This window comes from Rhizobacter sp. (genome assembly GCF_035702065.1).
Classification (GTDB): Bacteria; Pseudomonadota; Gammaproteobacteria; order Burkholderiales; family Burkholderiaceae_C; genus Rhizobacter.
Genome location: NZ_DASSRA010000322.1, coordinates 1 through 17,481, shown reverse-complemented (window position 1 = coordinate 17,481; position 17,481 = coordinate 1). Strand labels below are relative to the sequence as shown.

Sequence of the window (17,481 nt, the reverse complement as noted above, 5' to 3'; positions counted from 1 at the left end):
GACGTACATCTGGTTGAAGCCCGAGGAGCTCGCGCCCGTGTCGGTGCCGGGGTTGTACTGGTTGAACATGACCTTGGCCTTCCAGCTCACGCCGTCGGCGGTGGTGCCGGTTTGCGCGAGGCCGAATTCACCGTAGAAGTCGCATTCGTTGCCCAGGCGGTAGTGGCCGCCGGAGATGCCGAGGTTGTAGCAGGCGCGCGCCTCGTTCTTCGAGGTCGAGCCGGGGCCGGCGCGGAAGTAGCCGTCGAAGTCGACGGCCGAGGCGCTGGACGAGGCCAGGCCGAAGGCGAGGGCGGCGACGGCGGATGCAGCCAGCGAAACGCTGCTGCGGGCGAGCTTGGACATGGTTGGGTCTCCTGAGAGTTGTTGAGAGCGGGAACGGGCGCAGCGTTGGGCGCCGCCACCGGGTCCGAATTGTTTGTTAAAGCATTAATTTCTTTAACATAGCATTAACCATGAGTTGCCTGAATCCGACGTTTTGATCGCTCGCCGGAGGCTGTAACTCCTATGAAACTCAGACCTAGGGGAAAGTACGGTCCGAGGCGAGTTAATTAATTGTTAATGTTCGGCCCCGTCGAGCCGCGCTGCAGCCTGAATCGACCCATCCCCAAACAACATGTCCGGAGACTTGATGAAAACCACCTTCACTCCCATTCGAGCGCTGCACGTCGCGGCCGCTGCTTCCCTGCTTTGCGCGTCGCTGGCTGCACGTGCCGGCGAGGTCGAGGTGCTGCACTACTGGACGTCTGGTGGCGAAGCCAAGGCGGCTTCGGCCCTGAAGGCCACGCTGCAGTCCAAGGGCCACAGCTGGAAAGACTTCGCCGTGGCCGGCGGCGGCGGCGATTCGGCCATGACGGTGCTCAAGTCGCGCGTGGTCTCGGGCAACGCCCCGGCCGCCGCGCAAATCAAGGGCCCGTCCATCCAGGAGTGGGGCGCCGAAGGCGTGCTTGCCAACCTCGACGACGTGGCCAAGGCCAACAACTGGGACGCGCTGCTGCCCAAGGTCGTCTCCGACGTCATGAAGTACAAGGGCAACTACGTCGCCGTGCCGGTCAACGTGCACCGCGTGAACTGGCTGTGGGCCAACCCCGAGGCGCTGAAGAAGGCCAACGCCAAGATGCCCACCAACTGGGACGAGTTCTTCGTCACCGCCGAGGCGCTGAAGAAGGCCGGCATCATCCCCGTGGCCCACGGCGGCCAGAACTGGCAGGACTTCACCACCTTCGAATCGGTCGCGCTGGGTGTTGGCGGCGCCGACTTCTACCGCAAGGCCCTGGTCAAGCTCGAACCCGGCAGCCTGAAGGGCGACACCATGAAGAAGGTGCTGACCACCTTCAAGAAGGTCAAGGACTACACCGACAAGAACGCCCCGGGCCGTGACTGGAACCTCGCCACCGCGATGGTCATCCGCGGCGAGGCCGGCATGCAGCTGATGGGCGACTGGGCCAAGGGCGAGTTCCTGGCCGCCGGCAAGGTGCCGGGCAAGGACTTCCTGTGCACCGCCGCACCGGGCACTGCCAACGCCTTCACCTTCAACATCGACAGCTTCGCGATGTTCAAGATCAAGAACACCGCCAACCTGCAGGCGCAGAAGGACATGGCCGCGGCCATCCTCGCCCCCGAGTTCCAGGAGACCTTCAACCTGAACAAGGGCTCCATCCCGGCACGCCTGAACATGGACATGAGCAAGTTCGACGACTGCGCCAAGCTGTCGAGCAAGGACTTCGTGGCCACAGCCAAGAGCAACTCGCTGGTGCCCTCGATCGCCCACGGCATGGCCGTGTCGTCGGCGGCTGAAGGCGCGATCAAGGACGTGGTCTCGCAGTTCTGGAACACCGACAGCATGACGGCGGACCAGGCAATGGACCGCTTGCTGGCCGCTGCCAAGACGAAGTAAAAGCTGCGGAGGCTGCGAACCCTCGCACGCCTCCGCCCGTTCACCCTGAGGTCTCGAAAGGCCGCGCCGGCAGTCGAAGGACTGAGCGAGGCTTCGATACCTCAGCCCGAGCGGACTGTGTCTGTTCACCCGTATGTCGTCCACCCCCTCCCTCTCCACCCGCCTCTCACGCTGGATGCCCCGCCTTGCGGTGGCGCCCGGCTTTGCGCTGTCCTTCGCCTTCATCTACGGGCTCATCGCCTGGAACGGCGTGCTCTCGTTCTCGGCCTCGCGCCTGCTGCCCAACTACGAGTTCGTAGGCGTTGCGCAGTACGCCACGCTGTTCGAGAGCGAGCGCTGGGTCGTGGCGCTCACCAACCTCGGCATCTTCAGCGCGCTCTTCATCGGCTTCGCCCTGGCGATCGGCTTGCTGCTGGCCATCCTGCTCGACCAGAAGATCCGCGCCGAGGGCGCCTTGCGCACCATCTATCTCTACCCGATGGCGCTCAGCTTCATCGTGACTGGCACCGCCTGGAAGTGGATCCTCAACCCCGGCCTGGGCCTCGAACACCTGGTGCGGCAATGGGGTTGGGAAAGCTTCAGCTTCGACTGGCTGGTCAACCCCGACCGCGCCATCTACACCGTGGTCATCGCCGGCGTGTGGCAGAGCGCGGGCTTCGTGATGGCGCTCTTTCTCGCCGGCCTGCGCGGCATCGACGACGCCATCATCAAGGCCGCGCAGATCGACGGCGCTACGCTGCCGCGCATCTACTGGCGCGTGATCATCCCGAGCCTGCGGCCGGTGTTCTTCAGCACGCTGCTCGTGCTCGCGCACATCTCCATCAAGAGCTTCGACCTGGTGATGGCGCTCACCGCCGGCGGCCCCGGCTTCGCGACCGACGTGCCGGCCACCTTCATGTACGCCATGAGCTTCTCGCGCGGGCAGATCGGCCTGGGCGCGGCCTCGGCCACGGTGATGCTGTGCACGGTGGCGGCCATCGTGGTGCCCTATCTCTACTCCGAACTGAGAGGGGAGCGCCGATGAACGCGCGCCTCGTTCAACGCATCGCCATCTGGTCGGTGCTGCTGCTGTTTGCGGCCGTCTTCCTGCTGCCGCTCTACGTGATGGTGGCCACCTCGCTGAAGGACATGGCCGAGGTGCGCGACGGCAGCCTGCTCTCGCTGCCCGGCGGCCTCAACTTCGACGCCTGGCAGAAGGCCTGGTCCGAGGCCTGCACCGGCACCGACTGTGGCGGCCTGCGGCCCTTCTTCTGGAACTCCACGCTGATGGTGGTGCCGGCGGTGCTGATCTCCACCGCGCTCGGCGCCGTCAACGGCTACGTGTTCTCCAAGTGGCGCTTCAGGGGCAGCGAGCTGATGTTCGGCCTGATGCTGTTCGGCGCCTTCATGCCGCTGCAGGTGGTGCTGCTGCCGATGTCGCAGGTGCTGGGCTGGTTCCAGCTGGCCGACTCGATCTGGGGCCTGGTGATCGTGCACGTGCTGGTCGGCCTGGCCACCACCACGCTCTTCTTCCGCAACTACTACGTGGGCCTGCCCGACGAGCTGATTCGCGCGGCCATGCTCGACGGTGCCGGCTTCTGGCGCATCTTCTGGCGCATCGTGCTGCCGCTGTCGGCGCCCATCCTGGTGGTGACGCTGATCTGGCAGTTCACCCAGATCTGGAACGACTTCCTGTTCGGCGTGGTGTTCTCGGCGGGCGACGCCAAGCCCATCACGGTGGGGCTCAACAACATGGCCAACACCTCCAGCTCGGTCAAGGAATACAACGTGGACATGGCGGCCGCCATGATTGCGGCTTTGCCGACGCTGGTGATCTATGTCCTGGCCGGTAAATACTTTGTGCGTGGCCTGACGGCTGGCGCCGTGAAGGGATAACTAAAGAATCATGGGCGCACTTTCCATTCGCAACGTCCGCAAGAGCTACGGTCCGGTCGACATCCTCAAGGGCATCGACATCGAGATCGAGCAGGGCGAGTTCCTGATCCTCGTGGGCCCATCGGGCTGCGGCAAGTCGACCCTGCTGTCGATGATCGCGGGGCTCGACCAGCCCACCAGCGGCAACATCTTCATCGGCGAGCGCGACGTCACGAACGAGCTGCCCAAGGACCGCGACATCGCCATGGTGTTCCAGAGCTACGCGCTCTACCCCAACATGAACGTGGCGCAGAACATCAGCTTCGCGCTGGAAATGCGCAAGGTGCCCAAGGCCGATCGCGAGACTTCGGTGCAGCGCGTGGCCAAGATGCTGCAGATCGAACACCTGCTCGACCGCAAGCCGGCCCAGCTCTCGGGCGGCCAGCGCCAGCGCGTGGCCATGGGGCGTGCCCTCGCGCGCGACCCCAAGCTCTTCCTGTTCGACGAGCCGCTGTCCAACCTCGACGCCAAGCTGCGCGTGGAGATGCGCGCCGAGATCAAGCTCTTGCACCAGCGCACGCGCACCACCACGGTTTACGTGACGCACGACCAGGTCGAGGCCATGACGCTGGGCGACCGCATCGCCGTGATGAAGGACGGCATGGTGCAGCAGTTCGGCTCGCCCGACGACATCTACAGCCGCCCGGCCACGCGCTTCGTGGCCGAGTTCATCGGTTCGCCGGCCATGAACATGCTGCAGGCCGAGGTGGCCGGCCGGGGTTTGAGCGTCAGCGGGCAGGCCATTGCACTCGACGATGCGACGGCCCAGGCCCTGCAGGCCGCCGCCCCCACCGCCTGCGTGCTGGGCGTGCGGCCCGAGTGCGTGCGCCTGGCCGACACCGGCCTGGCCGGCCGCCTGACCCTGCTGGAGCCCACCGGCCCCGACACCTACGCCTTTGTCGACACCGCCCTCGGCCCGCTGGTGCTGCGCACCGGAGGCCGCGTGCCGCACCAGGTGGGCGATGCCGTGCACGTGACCTGGGAGGCGCGCGACCTGCACGTGTTCGACGCGGCGAGCGAGCGGCGCATCGGCTGACCGACGGCGCGGCACGGCGCGGCCAGAATGCGCCCATGCCCCCACCGCAAGACCCCACCGCTGAAGCCGAATGGCTGTCGCGCGCCCGCGCGGGAGATGCGGAGGCGTTCGACCGCCTGATGGCGCCGCAGCACCGCCAGCTGCACACCCACTGCTACCGCATGCTGGGCTCGCCTGTCGACGCCGACGACGCGTTGCAGGAGACCCTGCTCGCCGCCTGGCGCGGCCTGGCCGCGTTCGAGTCGCGCAGCGCGCTCGGCACCTGGCTCTACCGCATCGCCACGCATGTGTGCCTGCGCATGATTGCGCGGCGCCCGCGGCGCATGACCTCGCCCGACCACGGCGCAGCGTTCCAGGCCACGGCCGATCTGGGCGAGGCGGTGGCCGGCGCCGCGTGGCTGGAGCCTTTGCCCGACGAAGAGAGGGCCGACCCGCTCGCCGCGCTGCAGCGCCGCGAGCATGTGGCGCTCGCCTTCGTGGCGGCTCTGCAGCACCTGCCCGGCACACAGCGCGCCGTGCTGTTGCTGCGCGAGGTGCTGGGGTATTCGGCGGCCGAAGCGGCCGAGATGCTCCACACCTCGGTCGCCTCCGTCAACAGCGCCCTGCAGCGGGCCCAGGCGACGGTGAAGGCGCGCACGCCGGCGGCCGCGCCGCAGGTCCTTGGCGACGAGCGCGATCTGCTGCAACGCTTCGTGAGTGCCTGGGAGCGCCGCGACATCGCGGCCATGGTCGGCCTGCTGGCCGAAGACGCCCGCTTCACCATGCCGCCGCTGCCCGCGTGGTTCGAGGGCCGCCGCTTCGTCGAGAAGTTCTTCGCCGAGCGCGTGTTCGAGACGCCGTGGCGGCTGCTGCCCCTGCGCGGCAACGGCCAGCCGGGCTTTGCCTGCTACATGCAGGCGCTGGGCGACGACCGCTTGCGCCCGGGCGGCGTGGTGCTGCTGCGCCTGCGCGACGGCCTCGTCGCCTCCATCGACAGCTTCATCGACCCCGCGGTTTGCCGGCGCTTCGGCATGCACGACGTTCTTCCTCCGGACCGATGAGTTGGCGCCGCGTGCTGTCTCCAAAGACATGACACGCCCCGGATGGTCCGGCCGCGTGGTTCACGCTCCAGGAGAACTCCCATGGCCCGACTCATCGTCAGCATCCTCAGCTCACTCGACGGCTACTGCGCCGGCCCCGGCGGCACGCTCGCCGGCCTGCCGATGGACGCCGCCTTCAGCGTCCACAACCTCGACTGCATGCGCCGCGCCGGCACCCTGCTCTTCGGTGCCACCACCTTTCCGATGTTCGAGGCCTACTGGCCCCAGGTCGACCGTGGCCCCGGCAGCGAGCCGGTGCTGCGCGAGATCGCCGAGCGGGTGGCGGCGGCGCGCAAGCTGCTCGTGAGCGACAGGCTGAGCGTGCGTGCCGACTCGCCCTGGGCCGACACCGAGGTGTTGCGCCGCGCGCAGGCCCCGGCGCGCATCGCCGAACTGAAAGCCGCCCCCGGCCCCGACCTGCTGATCTACGGCAGCCGCGTGCTCTACAACGGCCTGCTGGCGCAGGGCCTGGTCGATGAGTTGCACCTGCTGGTGGGCTCCGTGCTGCTGGGCTCGGGTGTGCCCACTTTCGAGCCAGGCCTGACGCAGCCTTGGGCGCTGCTGGGTCAGCGCCGCCTGCCGGGGTCGGACACGGTGGCCCTGCACTACGATTGCCGGCCGCGCTGAGTGAGCGGTCTGCCTTCGGTGCTTCTTCACGACTCGCGCCGCCCCGGGGGGCGCCGCGCGGCAGACAATTCCACCTGCACCCCCGCGTTCGCCGAGCTTCACCGAGAGATGGATCCCACCACCGTCATCGTCATGCTGGCCATCCACCTCGTCGCCAGCGGTGGCTTGATGTACCTCGTCTCGCGGCTGATGCCCGACGCACCGGGCCTCGTGCAGTGGGCCGCGGCAAGCACCCTGTTCGGCCTGGGCTACCTGGTGCGCCTGAGCGTGGGCATGGCCACCGTCACGGTATTGGGCCTCGTGTCGGACGCGGTGATGATCTTCGCCGTGCTGCTCTTCGCCGACGGCCTGCGCCGCTTCACCGGGCGAGCCAGTTCCATGCGCCGCACCCTCATGCTGTGGGCGCCGCTCGTCGTGGCCCAGGTGGCCGTCGCGCTGATCGCCGGCGTGCAGGGCCGCCACGTGGGCATCAATGTGGTGACCGGCGGCCTCTACGTGGTGATGACCGTGCTGCTCGCCTGCGAAATCGGCCGCCAGCCCGTGGCACTGCACGCGCCGCTGCGCCTGCTGGGGGCGCTGCTTGGCGGCCTGGGCGCACTCACGCTGCTGCGCGCGTACAGCGTGGCAACGCAAGGCATGGAGGTGGCTTTCCAGGGCCTGCTCGCCAAGATCTTCTACATGTACGCCTCGTTCGCGGCGCTGGGCACGGCGTTCACCCTGCTGTGGCTGATGTTCGTGCGCCTCAACACGCGCCTCGCCGAGATGGCCACGCGCGATGCGCTGACGGGCGTGCTCAACCGCAACGGGCTCGACCAGGCGCTGCGCCAGCACTTCGCGCAGCGCGGGGCGTCGGCGATGAGCCTGCTGCTGGTGGACATCGACCACTTCAAGCGGGTGAACGACACGCTGGGCCATGCGGCCGGCGACAGCACGCTGCGCTCGGTGGCGCAGGCGCTTTTGTCCGAGCTGCGCGCCGGCGATTTCGTCGCGCGCATGGGCGGCGAAGAGTTCCTCATCGGCTGCGTGGGCGCGCCGCACGAGGTGGCCATGCCGCTCGCGCAGCGACTGCGCGACTGCGTGGGGCAGCTGCAGGTGCCCATTCAAGGCGGCCACGTGGCATGCACCGTGAGCGTGGGCGTGTCGGCCGGGTTCGACAGCTTCGAGGCCTGGGAGGCCGCGATGTCGCAGGCCGACGAGGCGCTCTACCGCGCCAAGGCCGCAGGGCGCGATGCGGTGCAGCCATTCGTGGCGATGCGGGTGGCCTGAGCCGCCCGGCGTTCGTTCACACGTCTCAGAGGTTGTCCAGCGCCTGCGAGGCGCCCACCAGCGCGGGTGACACCGCCGCCTTCACCACGAACACCGGAATGGCGCGCAGGTAGTCTTCGAAACGGCCCTTCTTCTCGAAGCGCGTGCGGAAGTTCGACGCCGCGATGCGCTGGCCCAGGCGCGGCACGATGCCGCCGCCCACGTACATGCCGCCGCGCGCACCCAGCGAGAGCGCGAGGTTGCCCGCCACGCCGCCCAGCAGGGCGTAGAACAGTGCCTCGGTCTGCACGCAGTGCACGTCGCTGCCGGCCACGGCGGCCGCGGTGATCTCGTCGGCCGTGCGGGCCTGCGGGTTCGCGCCGGCCTGGGTGCACACCGCCTCGTAGAGGGCGACGAGGCCAGGGCCGGAGAGCGCGCGCTCGGCCGAGGCATGGCCGTAACGATGGCGCAGCAGGCGGATGATCTCGTCCTCGTAGTCGTCGGCGCCCGCCAGCGACACGTGGCCGCCTTCGCCGCCCAGCGGCAGCATGCCGCGGCCCTGCGGCATCGGCAGCAGGCCCGACACACCCAGGCCGGTGCCCGGCCCGACCAGGCCGATGGGTGCGTTGGCGATGGCCTCGCCACCGCCCACCTGGTAGCGCTCGTCGGCGCCCAGGAGCGGCAGCGCGAGCGCGAGCGCGGTGAAGTCGTTGACGACCAGGAAGCGCTCGGCCCCAAGCGCGGCCTGCACCGCCGAGATGGAGAACGACCAGTGGTGGTTGGTCATCTGGATGTGGTCGCCCGTCACCGGGTTGGCGATGCCGATGGCGCACCAGCGCGCTTGCGGCTTGCCGTGCTCGCGCAGGTAGCGCTGCATGGCGTCGAGCAGTGTGGGGTGGTCCTTGGCCGGGTAGGTGGCGATGTCGCTCAGCGCGGCGCCAGCGTGCGCTTGCCAGGCGAAGCGCGCGTTGGTGCCGCCGATGTCGCCGAGCAGGCGCGGATAGGTGTCGTTCGAAGCCAAGAAAACCCCTGCAGATGGACCCCGGCGCGAGTACTCCGCCGGCAACCCCGAATTGTCGCCGAGCGCCCCGGTTTCAGGGGTGTTTCATGGGCTCTTGTCAGAGGCGCTGATCGCCGCGCATCAGTGCGTCGATGAGCGCGTCTTTGGCAGCCCATTGCTGCTCGGTCCAGGCGCTGATGCGCTCGCGGCAGGCCTTGTCGCCGATCGGGTCGCAGCCCAGTACCTCGGGCGGGATCTCGCGCTGCTGAACGCGCACGATGACCGCGTCGACGCGGCCGCAGAGCAGGTCCCAGAAGTCGGGTGCGCCGTTGGGGTAGACGAGCGTCACGTCGAGCAAGGCCTCGAACTGCTCGCCCATGGTGGCGAGCGCCACACCCAGGCCGCCCACCTTGGGCTTGAGCAGGTGCTTGTAGGGGCTCTTCTGCTGCGCGCGCTTCTCGGGCGTGAAGCGCGTGCCCTCCACGTAGTTGATGACGGTGGTGGGGATGCGCTTGAACTTCTCGCAGGCCTTGCGCGTGGCGCGCAGGTCGCTGCGCTGCGCGCCGCGCCCCTGGCCGCGCTTCATGAAGGGGAAGTCGAGCGCCCACCACGCGAGGCCGATCACCGGCACCCAGATCAGCTCCTGCTTGAGGAAGAACTTGAGGAAGGGAATGCGCTCGTGGAACACGCGCTGCAGCACCAGGATGTCGACCCAGCTCTGGTGGTTGCTCGACACCAGGTACCAGCCGTGGCGGTGCAGCCCGTCGACGCCTTGCACGTCCCAGCTCGGAGGGCACACCGCGCGCAGCCAGGCGTTGTTGCGCGCCACCCAGGCCGAGGCCAGCCCGTTGAGCGCGCGGTCGCACAGCCGGCGCGAGGCTTCCCACGGCAGCACCAGCTTGAGCAGGGCCGGTGGCACCATCGCGCTTGCGGTGAAGAGCGTGTTCAGCCCCAGCAGGAAGCCGGTGATGACCCCACGCAGGGGAGCAGGCAGGCGGGAGAGCATGGTGTGTGGAGAGGAGGCGTTCGCAGTGTGCCGCAGTGGAGCCCAGAAGTCGCTCCTGCACAATGACGCGGCTCAATCATTTTGCGGAGACCTGCATGACCCCGGAAGAACGCCGCGCCTTGCGCGAGAAGCTCATCGCCGCGCGGCAGGCCATGCCCGACCGGCTGGAGCTCGCGGTGCAACTGCAGAGCGTGCTGCGCACCTGGCTGGTCACGCGGCGCGAATCGAGCATCGGCGCCTACTGGCCGATCAAGGGCGAGTTCGACCCGCTGCCCGCGCTCTTTCGCTGGAGCGAAGGCGGGCCCGAGGGCTCACCGCGGCGCATCGGCCTGCCGGTGGCCGACAAGCTCACCGGCGAGCTGCGCTTTCACGTGTGGTTCCCCGGCTGCCCGATGGAGCTCGATGCCTACGACATCCCCAAGCCCAAGGACACCGACCAGTTCCAACCCGCGCTGCTGCTGCTGCCCTGCGTGGGCTATGGCCCGGGCGGGGTGCGCCTGGGCTATGGCGGCGGCTTCTACGACCGCACGCTGGCCGACCTCACGCCCCGGCCGCTGACCATCGGCGTGGGCTACTCGCACGGCTTCCTGCCGCTGTTGCGCGCCGAGCCCGACGACCTGCTGGTCGACGTGATGCTGACGGAAGAAGGCGTGATGTGGCAGCGCGCGTGAGGCAATGAGGTCCGCTCAGGCGACGGCGTAGCGCAGCCCCACGCGCTCGCCGTGCAGCTGCTGCACCTCGCGCAGCGCCAGCCCGCGGCGCTGCTCCATCGCCGCGAACAAGGGCTTGCCGGCACTGGCCACCAGCGGGTGGACGATCAGCCGCAGCTCGTCCACCAGGCCGGCATCCATGAGGCTGGCGGTGGTGCGTGCGCCGCCGACGAGGTAGATGTCCTTGCCCGGCTGCTGCTTGAGGGCCGACACCTCGGCCAGCGTTCGGATGAAGCGCGTGCTCGGCCAGCGTGCAGCGCTCAGCGTGCTCGACAGCACGTAGTGCGGCGTCTGCGCGACAAAGGCGGCGTACTTCAGCTCGCCCGGCGTGGGCGGCTGGCCGGTGATCCAGGCCGGTGTGTCCGGCTGGGTCTGGATCGAGGTCCAGTAGTTCTCGTAGCCGGGGTACATGCCGCCGCCCAGCAGGCAGGCGTCGACCTGTGGCACCACGCCGTAGTCGTCGGACCAGGCTTCCACCCAGTCGGCGGTGCCGTCGGGGCCTTCCATCTTGCCGTCGACCGAGATCTTCATCGCCGCGATCAGTTTGCGCATGTCAGTCTCCTTGAGGGGGCTCGAAGAGCCGTTCCAGTTGGTTCAGCGCGCTGCTCCAGCCTTCGTGGTGGCTGATGCGCTCGCCTTCGGTGGGCAGGCCCGTGTGGGTCATGGCCAGGAAGGTGTGCTCTCCGCGGGCGCTGAGTTCGATGCGGATGTTCGTCTCGATGCCGGCCAGCTCGTGCTCGTTCTCCCACGCCCAGGTGAACGCGAGCAGCCGTGGCGCCTTCACCTCGGTGTAGGTGCCGGTGGCCGGGTAGATGCTCCCGTCGGGCTTGCGCATCTCGATGCGAAAGCACCCGCCGGGCCGCGGGTCGGCCTGGGCCAGCACCACGGTCAGGCCCTCCGGGCACATCCAGCGCAGCATGAGCGCGGGCTGGGTGAGTGCCTGGAACACGGTCGCCGGCGAGGCCTTGAGCAGCCGGCTCATGTGGATGGGGGTGTCGTGCGCAAGCATCAGCGCGTCCTCTTGCGAGAAGAGCGTGGGCTCGCCTTCTTCTTGGCCGGCGGAAGTTCTTCGACCAGCTGGGCCAGGGCGTCGAGGCGGCCGTCCCAGAAGGCCACGTAGCGGCCGATCCATTCGGCGGCTTCCATCAGCGGCTCGCGCTGGAAGTGGCAGCGCCGCCATTGCGCATCGCGCTCGCGCACGATGAGCCCGGCCTCTTCCAGCACGTTGATGTGGCGAGAGACTGTGGGCAGCGAGAGATCGAACGGTGTGGCCAGGTCGCCGACGGTTGCATCGCCCTGCGTGAGCCGCGCCAGGATGGCGCGTCGCGTGGGGTCGGCGAGGGCCGAGAACACGGCAGTGAGCGGGTCGTGGGACATGGCGATCTTGTATTTAGCTGAACATGCAATTGCATTGTTTGCTAAATACAAATCACCTGTCAACCCGGGTGGGTATCGCCTTGGAGATGGGGCAGCGCGCCTGGGCGCGACGGCGGTTACTGGGGCTTAGGTCTTGCCGAGCTGGGCCAGCGCCGCCTGCAGGCCGGCGAGGCCGCCGACGCGCTGGTCATTGATGAAGATCTGCGGCATCTGCCGCACCGAGGGCCCGCACTTCTCGAAGAAGGCCAGGCGCTCGGCCTCGTCATCGATGCGGATCTCCTCGAAGGCCATGTTGCGGGTCTTGAGGAGCATCTTGGCCGAGTCGCATTGCGGGCAGGCCGACTTGGAATAGACGGTGATCTTGAGGTTCATGCCCGCAAGTCTAGGGGTTGTCACAACTCCAGGCCGGCGTCCTTGGCGACCTTCTGCCACTTGGCGATCTCGGCCTTCTGGAAGGCGCCAAGCTGGGCCGGTGACATCGGCAAGGGCTCGACGCCCATGGTCTGCAGGCGCGCCGCCACGCCGGTCTGCGCGGCGATCCTGGTGAACTCGTCATGCAGCCGCGCCACGATGGCCGGCGGCGTGCCGGCCGGTGCGAAGAAGGCCTGCCACGAGGCCACGTCGAAGCCCTTGAGGCCCGACTCGGCGAGCGTCGGCACATCAGGCAGCGCCTTGGCGCGCTTGCCCGAGGTGACGGCGAGCGCGCGCACCTTGCCGCTCTTGATGTGCGGCAGCGCCACCAGCGCGGTGTCGAAGCTCATCGGGATCTGCCCGGCGATCAGGTCCTGCATCGAGGGGCCGCTGCCCTTGTAGGGCACGTGCGTGATGTCGACACCGGCTTCGAGCTTGAACTTCTCGCCCGAGAGGTGCTGCGAGCTGCCGGTGCCGGCGGTGCCGAAGGAGAACGACCCCGGCTTGGCCTTGGCGGCGGCGATCAGCTCCTTGACGCTGTGCACCGGCTGCTGCGCGTTGACGAGCAGCACGTTGGGCACGTTGCCGATGAAGAACACCGGCGCGAAGTCCTTCGGTGCGTCGTAGGGCACCTTCTTTTGCATGGCCGGGATGATGGCGTGCGACGAGATGGTGCCGAGCACGATGGTGTAGCCATCGGCGGGCGACTTTGCTGCCGCGTCGGTGCCGATCATGCCGCCCGCACCGCCGCGGTTCTCGACGATCACGGTCTGCTTGAGCGACTCCTGCAGCCGCTCGCCGATCAGGCGCGCGAGCGCGTCGGAGGTGCCGCCTGCAGCGAAGGGCACGATGATCTTGATGGGCTGCTTCTGCGGCCAGGTGTCACCCTGTGCGTGGGCCAGCGGGGTGGCGAAGCCGGCGGCTGCGGCGAGTGTGCAGGCGAGGAGAGTGCGGCGGTGGGTCATGGTGGTTCCTTGGGTGTGGCTCAGGGCAGCTCGACGATCTCGATCCAGTTCGGGTTCTTGCCCACCGGCAGGCGCTGGGCCTCGCCGAGGGCGCCGCTGGTGGCGTCGATGGGGTACAGCGCGACCGCGTGCGACTCCTGTCCCGCGGCGATGAGGAAACGGCCGGTCGCATCGATGGCGAAGCCGCGCGGCGTCTTCTCGGTGGCCACGTGGCCGGCCGGTTGCAGCACGCCGCTGATGGGGTCGACGCGGAACCAGGCGAGGGTGCTGGAGGTGCGCTCCGAGGCATAGAGGAAGCGGCCGTCCGGGCTCAGGTGCAGGTCGGCGGCCCACGGCTTGCCGCTGAAGCCGGCGGGCAAGACGGTGGTGCGCTGCAGCGGGCGCAGCGCGCCGCGGCTGGCGTCCCACGCGAACACGTCGAGCGAGGCGTCGAGCTCGTTGAGCAGGTACAGGTGCTGCTGCGAGGCGCTCCACACGAAGTGGCGAGGGCCCGACTTCGGCGCGGTCGGCACGAGCGCCGGCTCGTTGGCGCTGAGCTGGCCCTTGGCAGCGTCGAAGCGCCACACCGAGAGGTTGTCGCCGCCCAGGCTTGTGGCCAGCACGTACTGGTTGGCCGTGTCGGCATGGATGGCGTGCGCGTTGGGCGCGGTGGGAACGAGCTGCTGGATCGCACCCACCATGCCCTTGGTGTCGATGCTGTTGACGGTGATCTTGTGGCCGGGATACGAGGCGGCGAAGAGCCACTTGCCCGAGCGGTCGGTGTCGATGTTGGCCATGCTGTCGGCGAGCGGCGCTTCGCCCAGCTTCGTGAGCTTGCCGCTGGCAGCATCGATGGAGAAGCTGACGACGCGGAAGGGCTGCGAGCGCAGCGCGGCATACAGGTAGCGCTTGTCGGGGCTCACGGCCAACGGCATCACGGTGCCGCCGACCGGCACGGTCTCGATGGCTTTCAGGCGGCCGGCCGCGCGGTCGAGTTCGAGGACCGAGACCTCCTGGCTGTCGGCGTTGGACACATACACCCAGGTGGCGGCGGTGGCCGGCAGGGCGATGAGGGCCGCCAGCGCGGCGGCCAGTGCCGGCGGGCGAGGGAAGAAGGAAGCGGTGGGTTGCACGCGATGTCTCCGTGTTCGTTGTCTGACATCAGACAACTAGAGAGCATCCATTTCCACTCAAGCAGGGTCAATCGTCGTTATCCCGGGGGAAATCTGGGTCGCCACCGACCACAGTCGTATGACAACAGGCCTCAGTCGGCCCCGATGAGTTGTTGCGCCTGCGCCTTGGCTCGTGCCGTCACGCTGCCGGCCAGCCCCGCCGCGCCGCGGGTGGCCAGCATCTGTGCGAACACGTCGCGCACCTGGCGGGCATCGACGGCCTGCAGCCGTGCCAGCCAATCCGCCGGCTCGCGCAGTTGGCCGAAGGTGAACACGTCCTGCGCCGCGGCTTCGAGGCGCTTGGCCGGGTGCTCCAGGGCGCGCAGCTGGCGCACTGTGATCTGGTTGCGGGCGCGCTCCAGGCCTGCGGCGTCGCTGTGTTCCGCGTGCTGCTTCAGCAGGCGCGCCGTTTCGGTGAAGAAGGCGTCGGCCTGTTGCGGGTCGGTCGCAGCGTCGATCACCACCTGGCCGGCATGCGCCATCACGTCGGCCGAGCAGGCCACGTGGTAGGCCAGGCCGCGGCGTTCGCGGATCTCGTCGAGCAGCGGCGAACTCATGCCCTCGCCCAGCAGCGCGGCGGCCAGCACGTAGGCCACGTGGCGGTCGTCGGCCAGCGCAGGCGCTTCGTAGCCGAGCACGATCTGGCACTGCCCGCTGCCCGACATGCGGCGCAGCTTCACGCCGCCTTGCCACGTCGGTGCTGTCACGGTGTTGGGCTCGCCGCGCGGCATGGCGCCGAAGGCCGACTCGGCGGCGCGCAGAAAGGCCGCCTCGTCCACCGGCCCGGCCGCAGCCACCACCACGTTGCAGGCGCTGTACTGCTGCTGCACATAGGCCAGCAGGTGCTCGCGCGTGAAGCGCATCAAATTGGCGCGGTTGCCGATCACCGGCCGCCCGGCGGGGTGCTGCATGCCGTAGCAGGCGCGGTCGAAGAGCTCGAAGGCGATGTTCACCGGGTCTTCCTCGAACTCGGTGAACTCGTGCTGCAGCACCTGGCGCTCGCGCTCCAGCTCGTCGGCCGGGAAGCTGCCGTTGAGCACGATGTCGGCCAGCAGCTCCACGAAGGTCGGCAGATCGCGCGGCAGGCCCTCGATGTGGAAGGCCGTGTGGTCCTTGTCGGTGTGCGCGTTGACCTCGGCACCCAGGCGCTCGGCATCGAGGTTGATGCGCTGGCAGTCGCGCGTGGCCGTGCCCTTGAACGCCATGTGCTCGACCACGTGGCTGATGCCGTTCAGCAGGCGCGGCTCGTGCAGGCTGCCGGTGCGGATGAACACGCTCAGGCTCACGGTCTGGCGCCAGGGCATGGGAATCGCCACCACGCGCAGGCCGTTGGGGAGGGTGTGCAGGGCGGGTGGCAGGTTCACGGGTGAGGTGTCGATGGGGACTCGATGCAGCACACGGCTCAGGTGTGCAGGCCGAGCCGCTTGCAGATGGCGAGCGAGGCCACGCTCTGGTTCATGGTGTAAAGGTGTAGCGCAGGTGCGCCGCCGGCGATCAGCTTCTCGCACAGCGAGGTCACCACGTCCAGGCCGAAGGCCTTGATCGAGTCGACATCGTCGCCATAGGCCTGCAGGCGCAGGCGGATCCAGCGGGGGATCTCGGCGCCCGAGCTGTCGGCGAAGCGGATGATGCCGGCCGAGTTGGTGATCGGCATGATGCCGGGCACCACCGGGATGTCGGCACCCAGCTTGCGGCTTTCGTCGACGAAGCGGAAGTAGGCGTCGGGGTTGAAGAAGAACTGCGTGATGGCCGAGTTGGCACCGGCACGCACCTTGGCCAGGTACGCCTGCAGGTCGGCCTCCGGCGAGCGCGCCTGCGGGTGCATCTCGGGGTAGGCCGCCACCTCGATGTGGAAGTGGTTGCCGGTCGCTTCGCGGATGAAGGCGATCAGGTCGGAGGCATAGCGGAACTCGCCGAAGCCGCCGTAGCCGCTCGGCAGGTCACCGCGCAGCGCCACCAGGCGCTTGATGCCGGCGGCCTTGAACTGCGAGAGCTTGTCGAGAACCGATTCGCGGTTGGCGCCAATGCAGGTGAAGTGCGAGGCTGCGTCCACGCCTTCCGTGAGGATGGCCTGCACCGCAGCGAAGGTGCCGTCCTGCGTGGAGCCGCCGGCGCCGTAGGTGACGGAGCAGAACTGCGGCTTGAGCGCGTAGAGCTGCTGGCGCACGGCCGCGAGCTTGGTCACGCCTTCGGGGGTCTTGGGGGGGAAGAACTCCAGGCTGATGGGGAGACGTTGGGTGCTCATGCCTAACTTTCTTGTCAGTCAACCACCCGCTCGGGCTGAGGTATCGAAGCCTGGTGCAGGCCGTGCCGGGGCTTCGATACCTCAGCCTGAGCGGTTGGAGGTGTGTCTAGGTGGGCTGCTTCGCCCACACGAAGAACTCGGTGTTGCCGTTGCCACCCTTGATCGGGCTTTCGAAGTACTTCTGCACCTTCAGGCCCTGGGCTTTGCAGGCCTGCCAGATGCGGTTCTCCACTTCGACGAAGTGCGCCGGGTCCTTCACGATGCCACCCTTGCCGATCTGCGCAGGCTGCAGCTCGAACTGCGGCTTGATCAGCAGCAGCAGGTCACCGCCCGGCGCGAGGTACTCCACCATCGTCGGCATCACGTGCGTGGAGGTGATGAACGACAGGTCGCCGGTGACGAAGCCGAAGCTGTGCGGCGCGTGCGCCGCGGCAAAGGCTGAACCCGCCACGTCACGCCCGTTCACGCCTTCGAAACAGGCCACGCGCGCATCCGCCTGCAGCTTGGGGTGCAGCTGGCCGTGGCCCACGTCGATGCCGACCACGCGCGCGGCGCCCGCCTGCAGCAGCGCATCGGTGAAGCCACCGGTGCTCTGACCGAGGTCGAGGCAGTCGCGGCCGGTGACGTCGATGCCGCAGGCCTTCAATGCACCTTCGAGCTTGAGTCCGCCGCGCGACGCGAAGCGCAGCTCCGCATCGTCGGTGATCTCGATCTCGCTGCCCTCGGGCACGTCGAGCCCGGCCTTGTTCACCACGGCCCAGCCTTTTGGGCCGAGCCAGCGCACCGCGCCACGCTCGATCAGCCGCGTGGCGGCCGAA

At 68.4% G+C, this 17,481-nt stretch carries 20 protein-coding genes; 8 read left to right on the top strand and 12 right to left on the bottom strand.

Going from position 1 to position 17,481, the window contains the following annotated elements; genetic code table 11:
* On the bottom strand, positions 1–345 hold a 345-nt coding region (locus VFL64_RS14400), incomplete at its 3' end, for a carbohydrate porin (RefSeq protein WP_489541070.1).
* A gap of 286 nt (positions 346–631) precedes the next feature.
* Here VFL64_RS14400 and VFL64_RS14395 point away from each other — a divergent pair.
* The 7 genes from VFL64_RS14395 to VFL64_RS14365 all read left to right on the top strand — a co-directional run bounded on the left by VFL64_RS14395 (position 632) and on the right by VFL64_RS14365 (position 7,819).
* Positions 632–1,897, top strand: a complete 1,266-nt coding sequence (locus tag VFL64_RS14395) for an ABC transporter substrate-binding protein (protein WP_489541069.1) — start codon at positions 632–634, stop codon at positions 1,895–1,897.
* A gap of 133 nt (positions 1,898–2,030) precedes the next feature.
* A complete protein-coding gene (locus VFL64_RS14390; protein ID WP_489541068.1) occupies positions 2,031–2,921 on the top strand; it encodes a carbohydrate ABC transporter permease in 891 nt (296 codons plus the stop codon).
* Entirely contained in the window at positions 2,918–3,772 is an 855-nt protein-coding gene (locus tag VFL64_RS14385; RefSeq protein ID WP_489541067.1) for a carbohydrate ABC transporter permease, read from the top strand. The genes VFL64_RS14390 and VFL64_RS14385 overlap by 4 nt, the downstream gene beginning before the upstream one ends.
* Positions 3,773–3,782: 10 nt before the next feature.
* Positions 3,783–4,847 carry an ABC transporter ATP-binding protein gene (locus VFL64_RS14380; RefSeq protein WP_489541066.1) on the top strand — a complete coding sequence of 355 codons (1,065 nt, stop codon included), beginning with the start codon at positions 3,783–3,785 and terminating at the stop codon, positions 4,845–4,847.
* Between the two features lie 35 nt (positions 4,848–4,882).
* Positions 4,883–5,887: an RNA polymerase subunit sigma-70 gene (locus VFL64_RS14375; protein WP_489541065.1), complete on the top strand. Its 1,005-nt coding sequence runs from the start codon at positions 4,883–4,885 to the stop codon at positions 5,885–5,887.
* Between the two features lie 81 nt (positions 5,888–5,968).
* Positions 5,969–6,553 carry a dihydrofolate reductase family protein gene (locus tag VFL64_RS14370; RefSeq protein ID WP_489541064.1) on the top strand — a complete coding sequence of 195 codons (585 nt, stop codon included), beginning with the start codon at positions 5,969–5,971 and terminating at the stop codon, positions 6,551–6,553.
* A gap of 108 nt (positions 6,554–6,661) precedes the next feature.
* On the top strand, positions 6,662–7,819 hold the full coding sequence (locus VFL64_RS14365) for a sensor domain-containing diguanylate cyclase (RefSeq protein ID WP_489541063.1): 1,158 nt from the start codon (positions 6,662–6,664) through the stop codon (positions 7,817–7,819).
* 25 nt (positions 7,820–7,844) lie between these two features.
* Here VFL64_RS14365 and VFL64_RS14360 read toward each other — a convergent pair whose 3' ends face one another.
* Positions 7,845–8,819, bottom strand: coding sequence for a glucokinase (locus VFL64_RS14360; protein WP_489541062.1), 975 nt, complete (start codon positions 8,817–8,819; stop codon positions 7,845–7,847).
* Between the two features lie 97 nt (positions 8,820–8,916).
* Positions 8,917–9,804: a 1-acylglycerol-3-phosphate O-acyltransferase, YihG family gene (gene yihG, locus VFL64_RS14355; protein ID WP_489541061.1), complete on the bottom strand. Its 888-nt coding sequence runs from the start codon at positions 9,802–9,804 to the stop codon at positions 8,917–8,919.
* Between the two features lie 95 nt (positions 9,805–9,899).
* Here yihG and VFL64_RS14350 point away from each other — a divergent pair, with 95 nt between their 5' ends.
* Positions 9,900–10,475: a 5-formyltetrahydrofolate cyclo-ligase gene (locus tag VFL64_RS14350; RefSeq protein ID WP_489541060.1), complete on the top strand. Its 576-nt coding sequence runs from the start codon at positions 9,900–9,902 to the stop codon at positions 10,473–10,475.
* Positions 10,476–10,490: 15 nt separating this feature from the next.
* Here the strand turns inward: VFL64_RS14350 and VFL64_RS14345 are convergent, their stop codons facing one another.
* The 9 genes from VFL64_RS14345 to VFL64_RS14305 form a co-directional block, all read right to left on the bottom strand.
* On the bottom strand, positions 10,491–11,066 hold the full coding sequence (locus VFL64_RS14345; RefSeq protein ID WP_489541059.1) for a dihydrofolate reductase family protein: 576 nt from the start codon (positions 11,064–11,066) through the stop codon (positions 10,491–10,493).
* A 1-nt stretch (position 11,067) separates the two neighbouring features.
* On the bottom strand, positions 11,068–11,523 hold the full coding sequence (locus tag VFL64_RS14340) for an SRPBCC family protein (protein ID WP_489541058.1): 456 nt from the start codon (positions 11,521–11,523) through the stop codon (positions 11,068–11,070).
* Complete coding sequence (locus VFL64_RS14335; RefSeq protein ID WP_489541057.1) at positions 11,523–11,891, bottom strand: ArsR/SmtB family transcription factor; 369 nt, start codon at positions 11,889–11,891, stop codon at positions 11,523–11,525. The genes VFL64_RS14340 and VFL64_RS14335 overlap by 1 nt, the downstream gene beginning before the upstream one ends.
* 126 nt (positions 11,892–12,017) lie before the next feature.
* Complete coding sequence (locus VFL64_RS14330; RefSeq protein ID WP_489541056.1) at positions 12,018–12,263, bottom strand: glutaredoxin family protein; 246 nt, start codon at positions 12,261–12,263, stop codon at positions 12,018–12,020.
* A 20-nt stretch (positions 12,264–12,283) separates the two neighbouring features.
* A complete protein-coding gene (locus VFL64_RS14325; protein WP_489541055.1) occupies positions 12,284–13,267 on the bottom strand; it encodes a Bug family tripartite tricarboxylate transporter substrate binding protein in 984 nt (327 codons plus the stop codon).
* Between the two features lie 20 nt (positions 13,268–13,287).
* Positions 13,288–14,379 carry a lactonase family protein gene (locus VFL64_RS14320; RefSeq protein ID WP_489541054.1) on the bottom strand — a complete coding sequence of 364 codons (1,092 nt, stop codon included), beginning with the start codon at positions 14,377–14,379 and terminating at the stop codon, positions 13,288–13,290.
* Positions 14,380–14,510: 131 nt separating this feature from the next.
* Positions 14,511–15,782 (bottom strand): M16 family metallopeptidase, encoded by a 1,272-nt coding sequence (locus VFL64_RS14315; RefSeq protein WP_489541053.1) that lies wholly within the window; start codon positions 15,780–15,782, stop codon positions 14,511–14,513.
* A gap of 38 nt (positions 15,783–15,820) precedes the next feature.
* Complete coding sequence (metF, locus tag VFL64_RS14310) at positions 15,821–16,663, bottom strand: methylenetetrahydrofolate reductase [NAD(P)H] (protein ID WP_489541052.1); 843 nt, start codon at positions 16,661–16,663, stop codon at positions 15,821–15,823.
* Between the two features lie 106 nt (positions 16,664–16,769).
* A partial coding sequence (locus tag VFL64_RS14305) for a TlyA family RNA methyltransferase (RefSeq protein ID WP_489541051.1) occupies positions 16,770–17,481 on the bottom strand: 712 nt, incomplete at its 5' end.

What these genes read in the sequence shown, in the direction of transcription:
- yihG (WP_489541061.1), bottom strand. Translation starts at nt 9,804, where the DNA reads ATGCTCTCCCGCCTGCCTGCTCCCCTGCGTGGGGTCATCACCGGCTTC.
- VFL64_RS14330 (WP_489541056.1), bottom strand. Translation starts at nt 12,263, where the DNA reads ATGAACCTCAAGATCACCGTCTATTCCAAGTCGGCCTGCCCGCAATGC.
- VFL64_RS14340 (WP_489541058.1), bottom strand. Translation starts at nt 11,523, where the DNA reads ATGCTTGCGCACGACACCCCCATCCACATGAGCCGGCTGCTCAAGGCC.
- VFL64_RS14380 (WP_489541066.1), top strand. Translation starts at nt 3,783, where the DNA reads ATGGGCGCACTTTCCATTCGCAACGTCCGCAAGAGCTACGGTCCGGTC.
- metF (WP_489541052.1), bottom strand. Translation starts at nt 16,663, where the DNA reads ATGAGCACCCAACGTCTCCCCATCAGCCTGGAGTTCTTCCCCCCCAAG.
- VFL64_RS14335 (WP_489541057.1), bottom strand. Translation starts at nt 11,891, where the DNA reads ATGTCCCACGACCCGCTCACTGCCGTGTTCTCGGCCCTCGCCGACCCC.
- VFL64_RS14325 (WP_489541055.1), bottom strand. Translation starts at nt 13,267, where the DNA reads ATGACCCACCGCCGCACTCTCCTCGCCTGCACACTCGCCGCAGCCGCC.
- VFL64_RS14345 (WP_489541059.1), bottom strand. Translation starts at nt 11,066, where the DNA reads ATGCGCAAACTGATCGCGGCGATGAAGATCTCGGTCGACGGCAAGATG.
- VFL64_RS14365 (WP_489541063.1), top strand. Translation starts at nt 6,662, where the DNA reads ATGGATCCCACCACCGTCATCGTCATGCTGGCCATCCACCTCGTCGCC.
- VFL64_RS14395 (WP_489541069.1), top strand. Translation starts at nt 632, where the DNA reads ATGAAAACCACCTTCACTCCCATTCGAGCGCTGCACGTCGCGGCCGCT.
- VFL64_RS14385 (WP_489541067.1), top strand. Translation starts at nt 2,918, where the DNA reads ATGAACGCGCGCCTCGTTCAACGCATCGCCATCTGGTCGGTGCTGCTG.
- VFL64_RS14350 (WP_489541060.1), top strand. Translation starts at nt 9,900, where the DNA reads ATGACCCCGGAAGAACGCCGCGCCTTGCGCGAGAAGCTCATCGCCGCG.
- VFL64_RS14370 (WP_489541064.1), top strand. Translation starts at nt 5,969, where the DNA reads ATGGCCCGACTCATCGTCAGCATCCTCAGCTCACTCGACGGCTACTGC.
- VFL64_RS14390 (WP_489541068.1), top strand. Translation starts at nt 2,031, where the DNA reads ATGTCGTCCACCCCCTCCCTCTCCACCCGCCTCTCACGCTGGATGCCC.
- VFL64_RS14375 (WP_489541065.1), top strand. Translation starts at nt 4,883, where the DNA reads ATGCCCCCACCGCAAGACCCCACCGCTGAAGCCGAATGGCTGTCGCGC.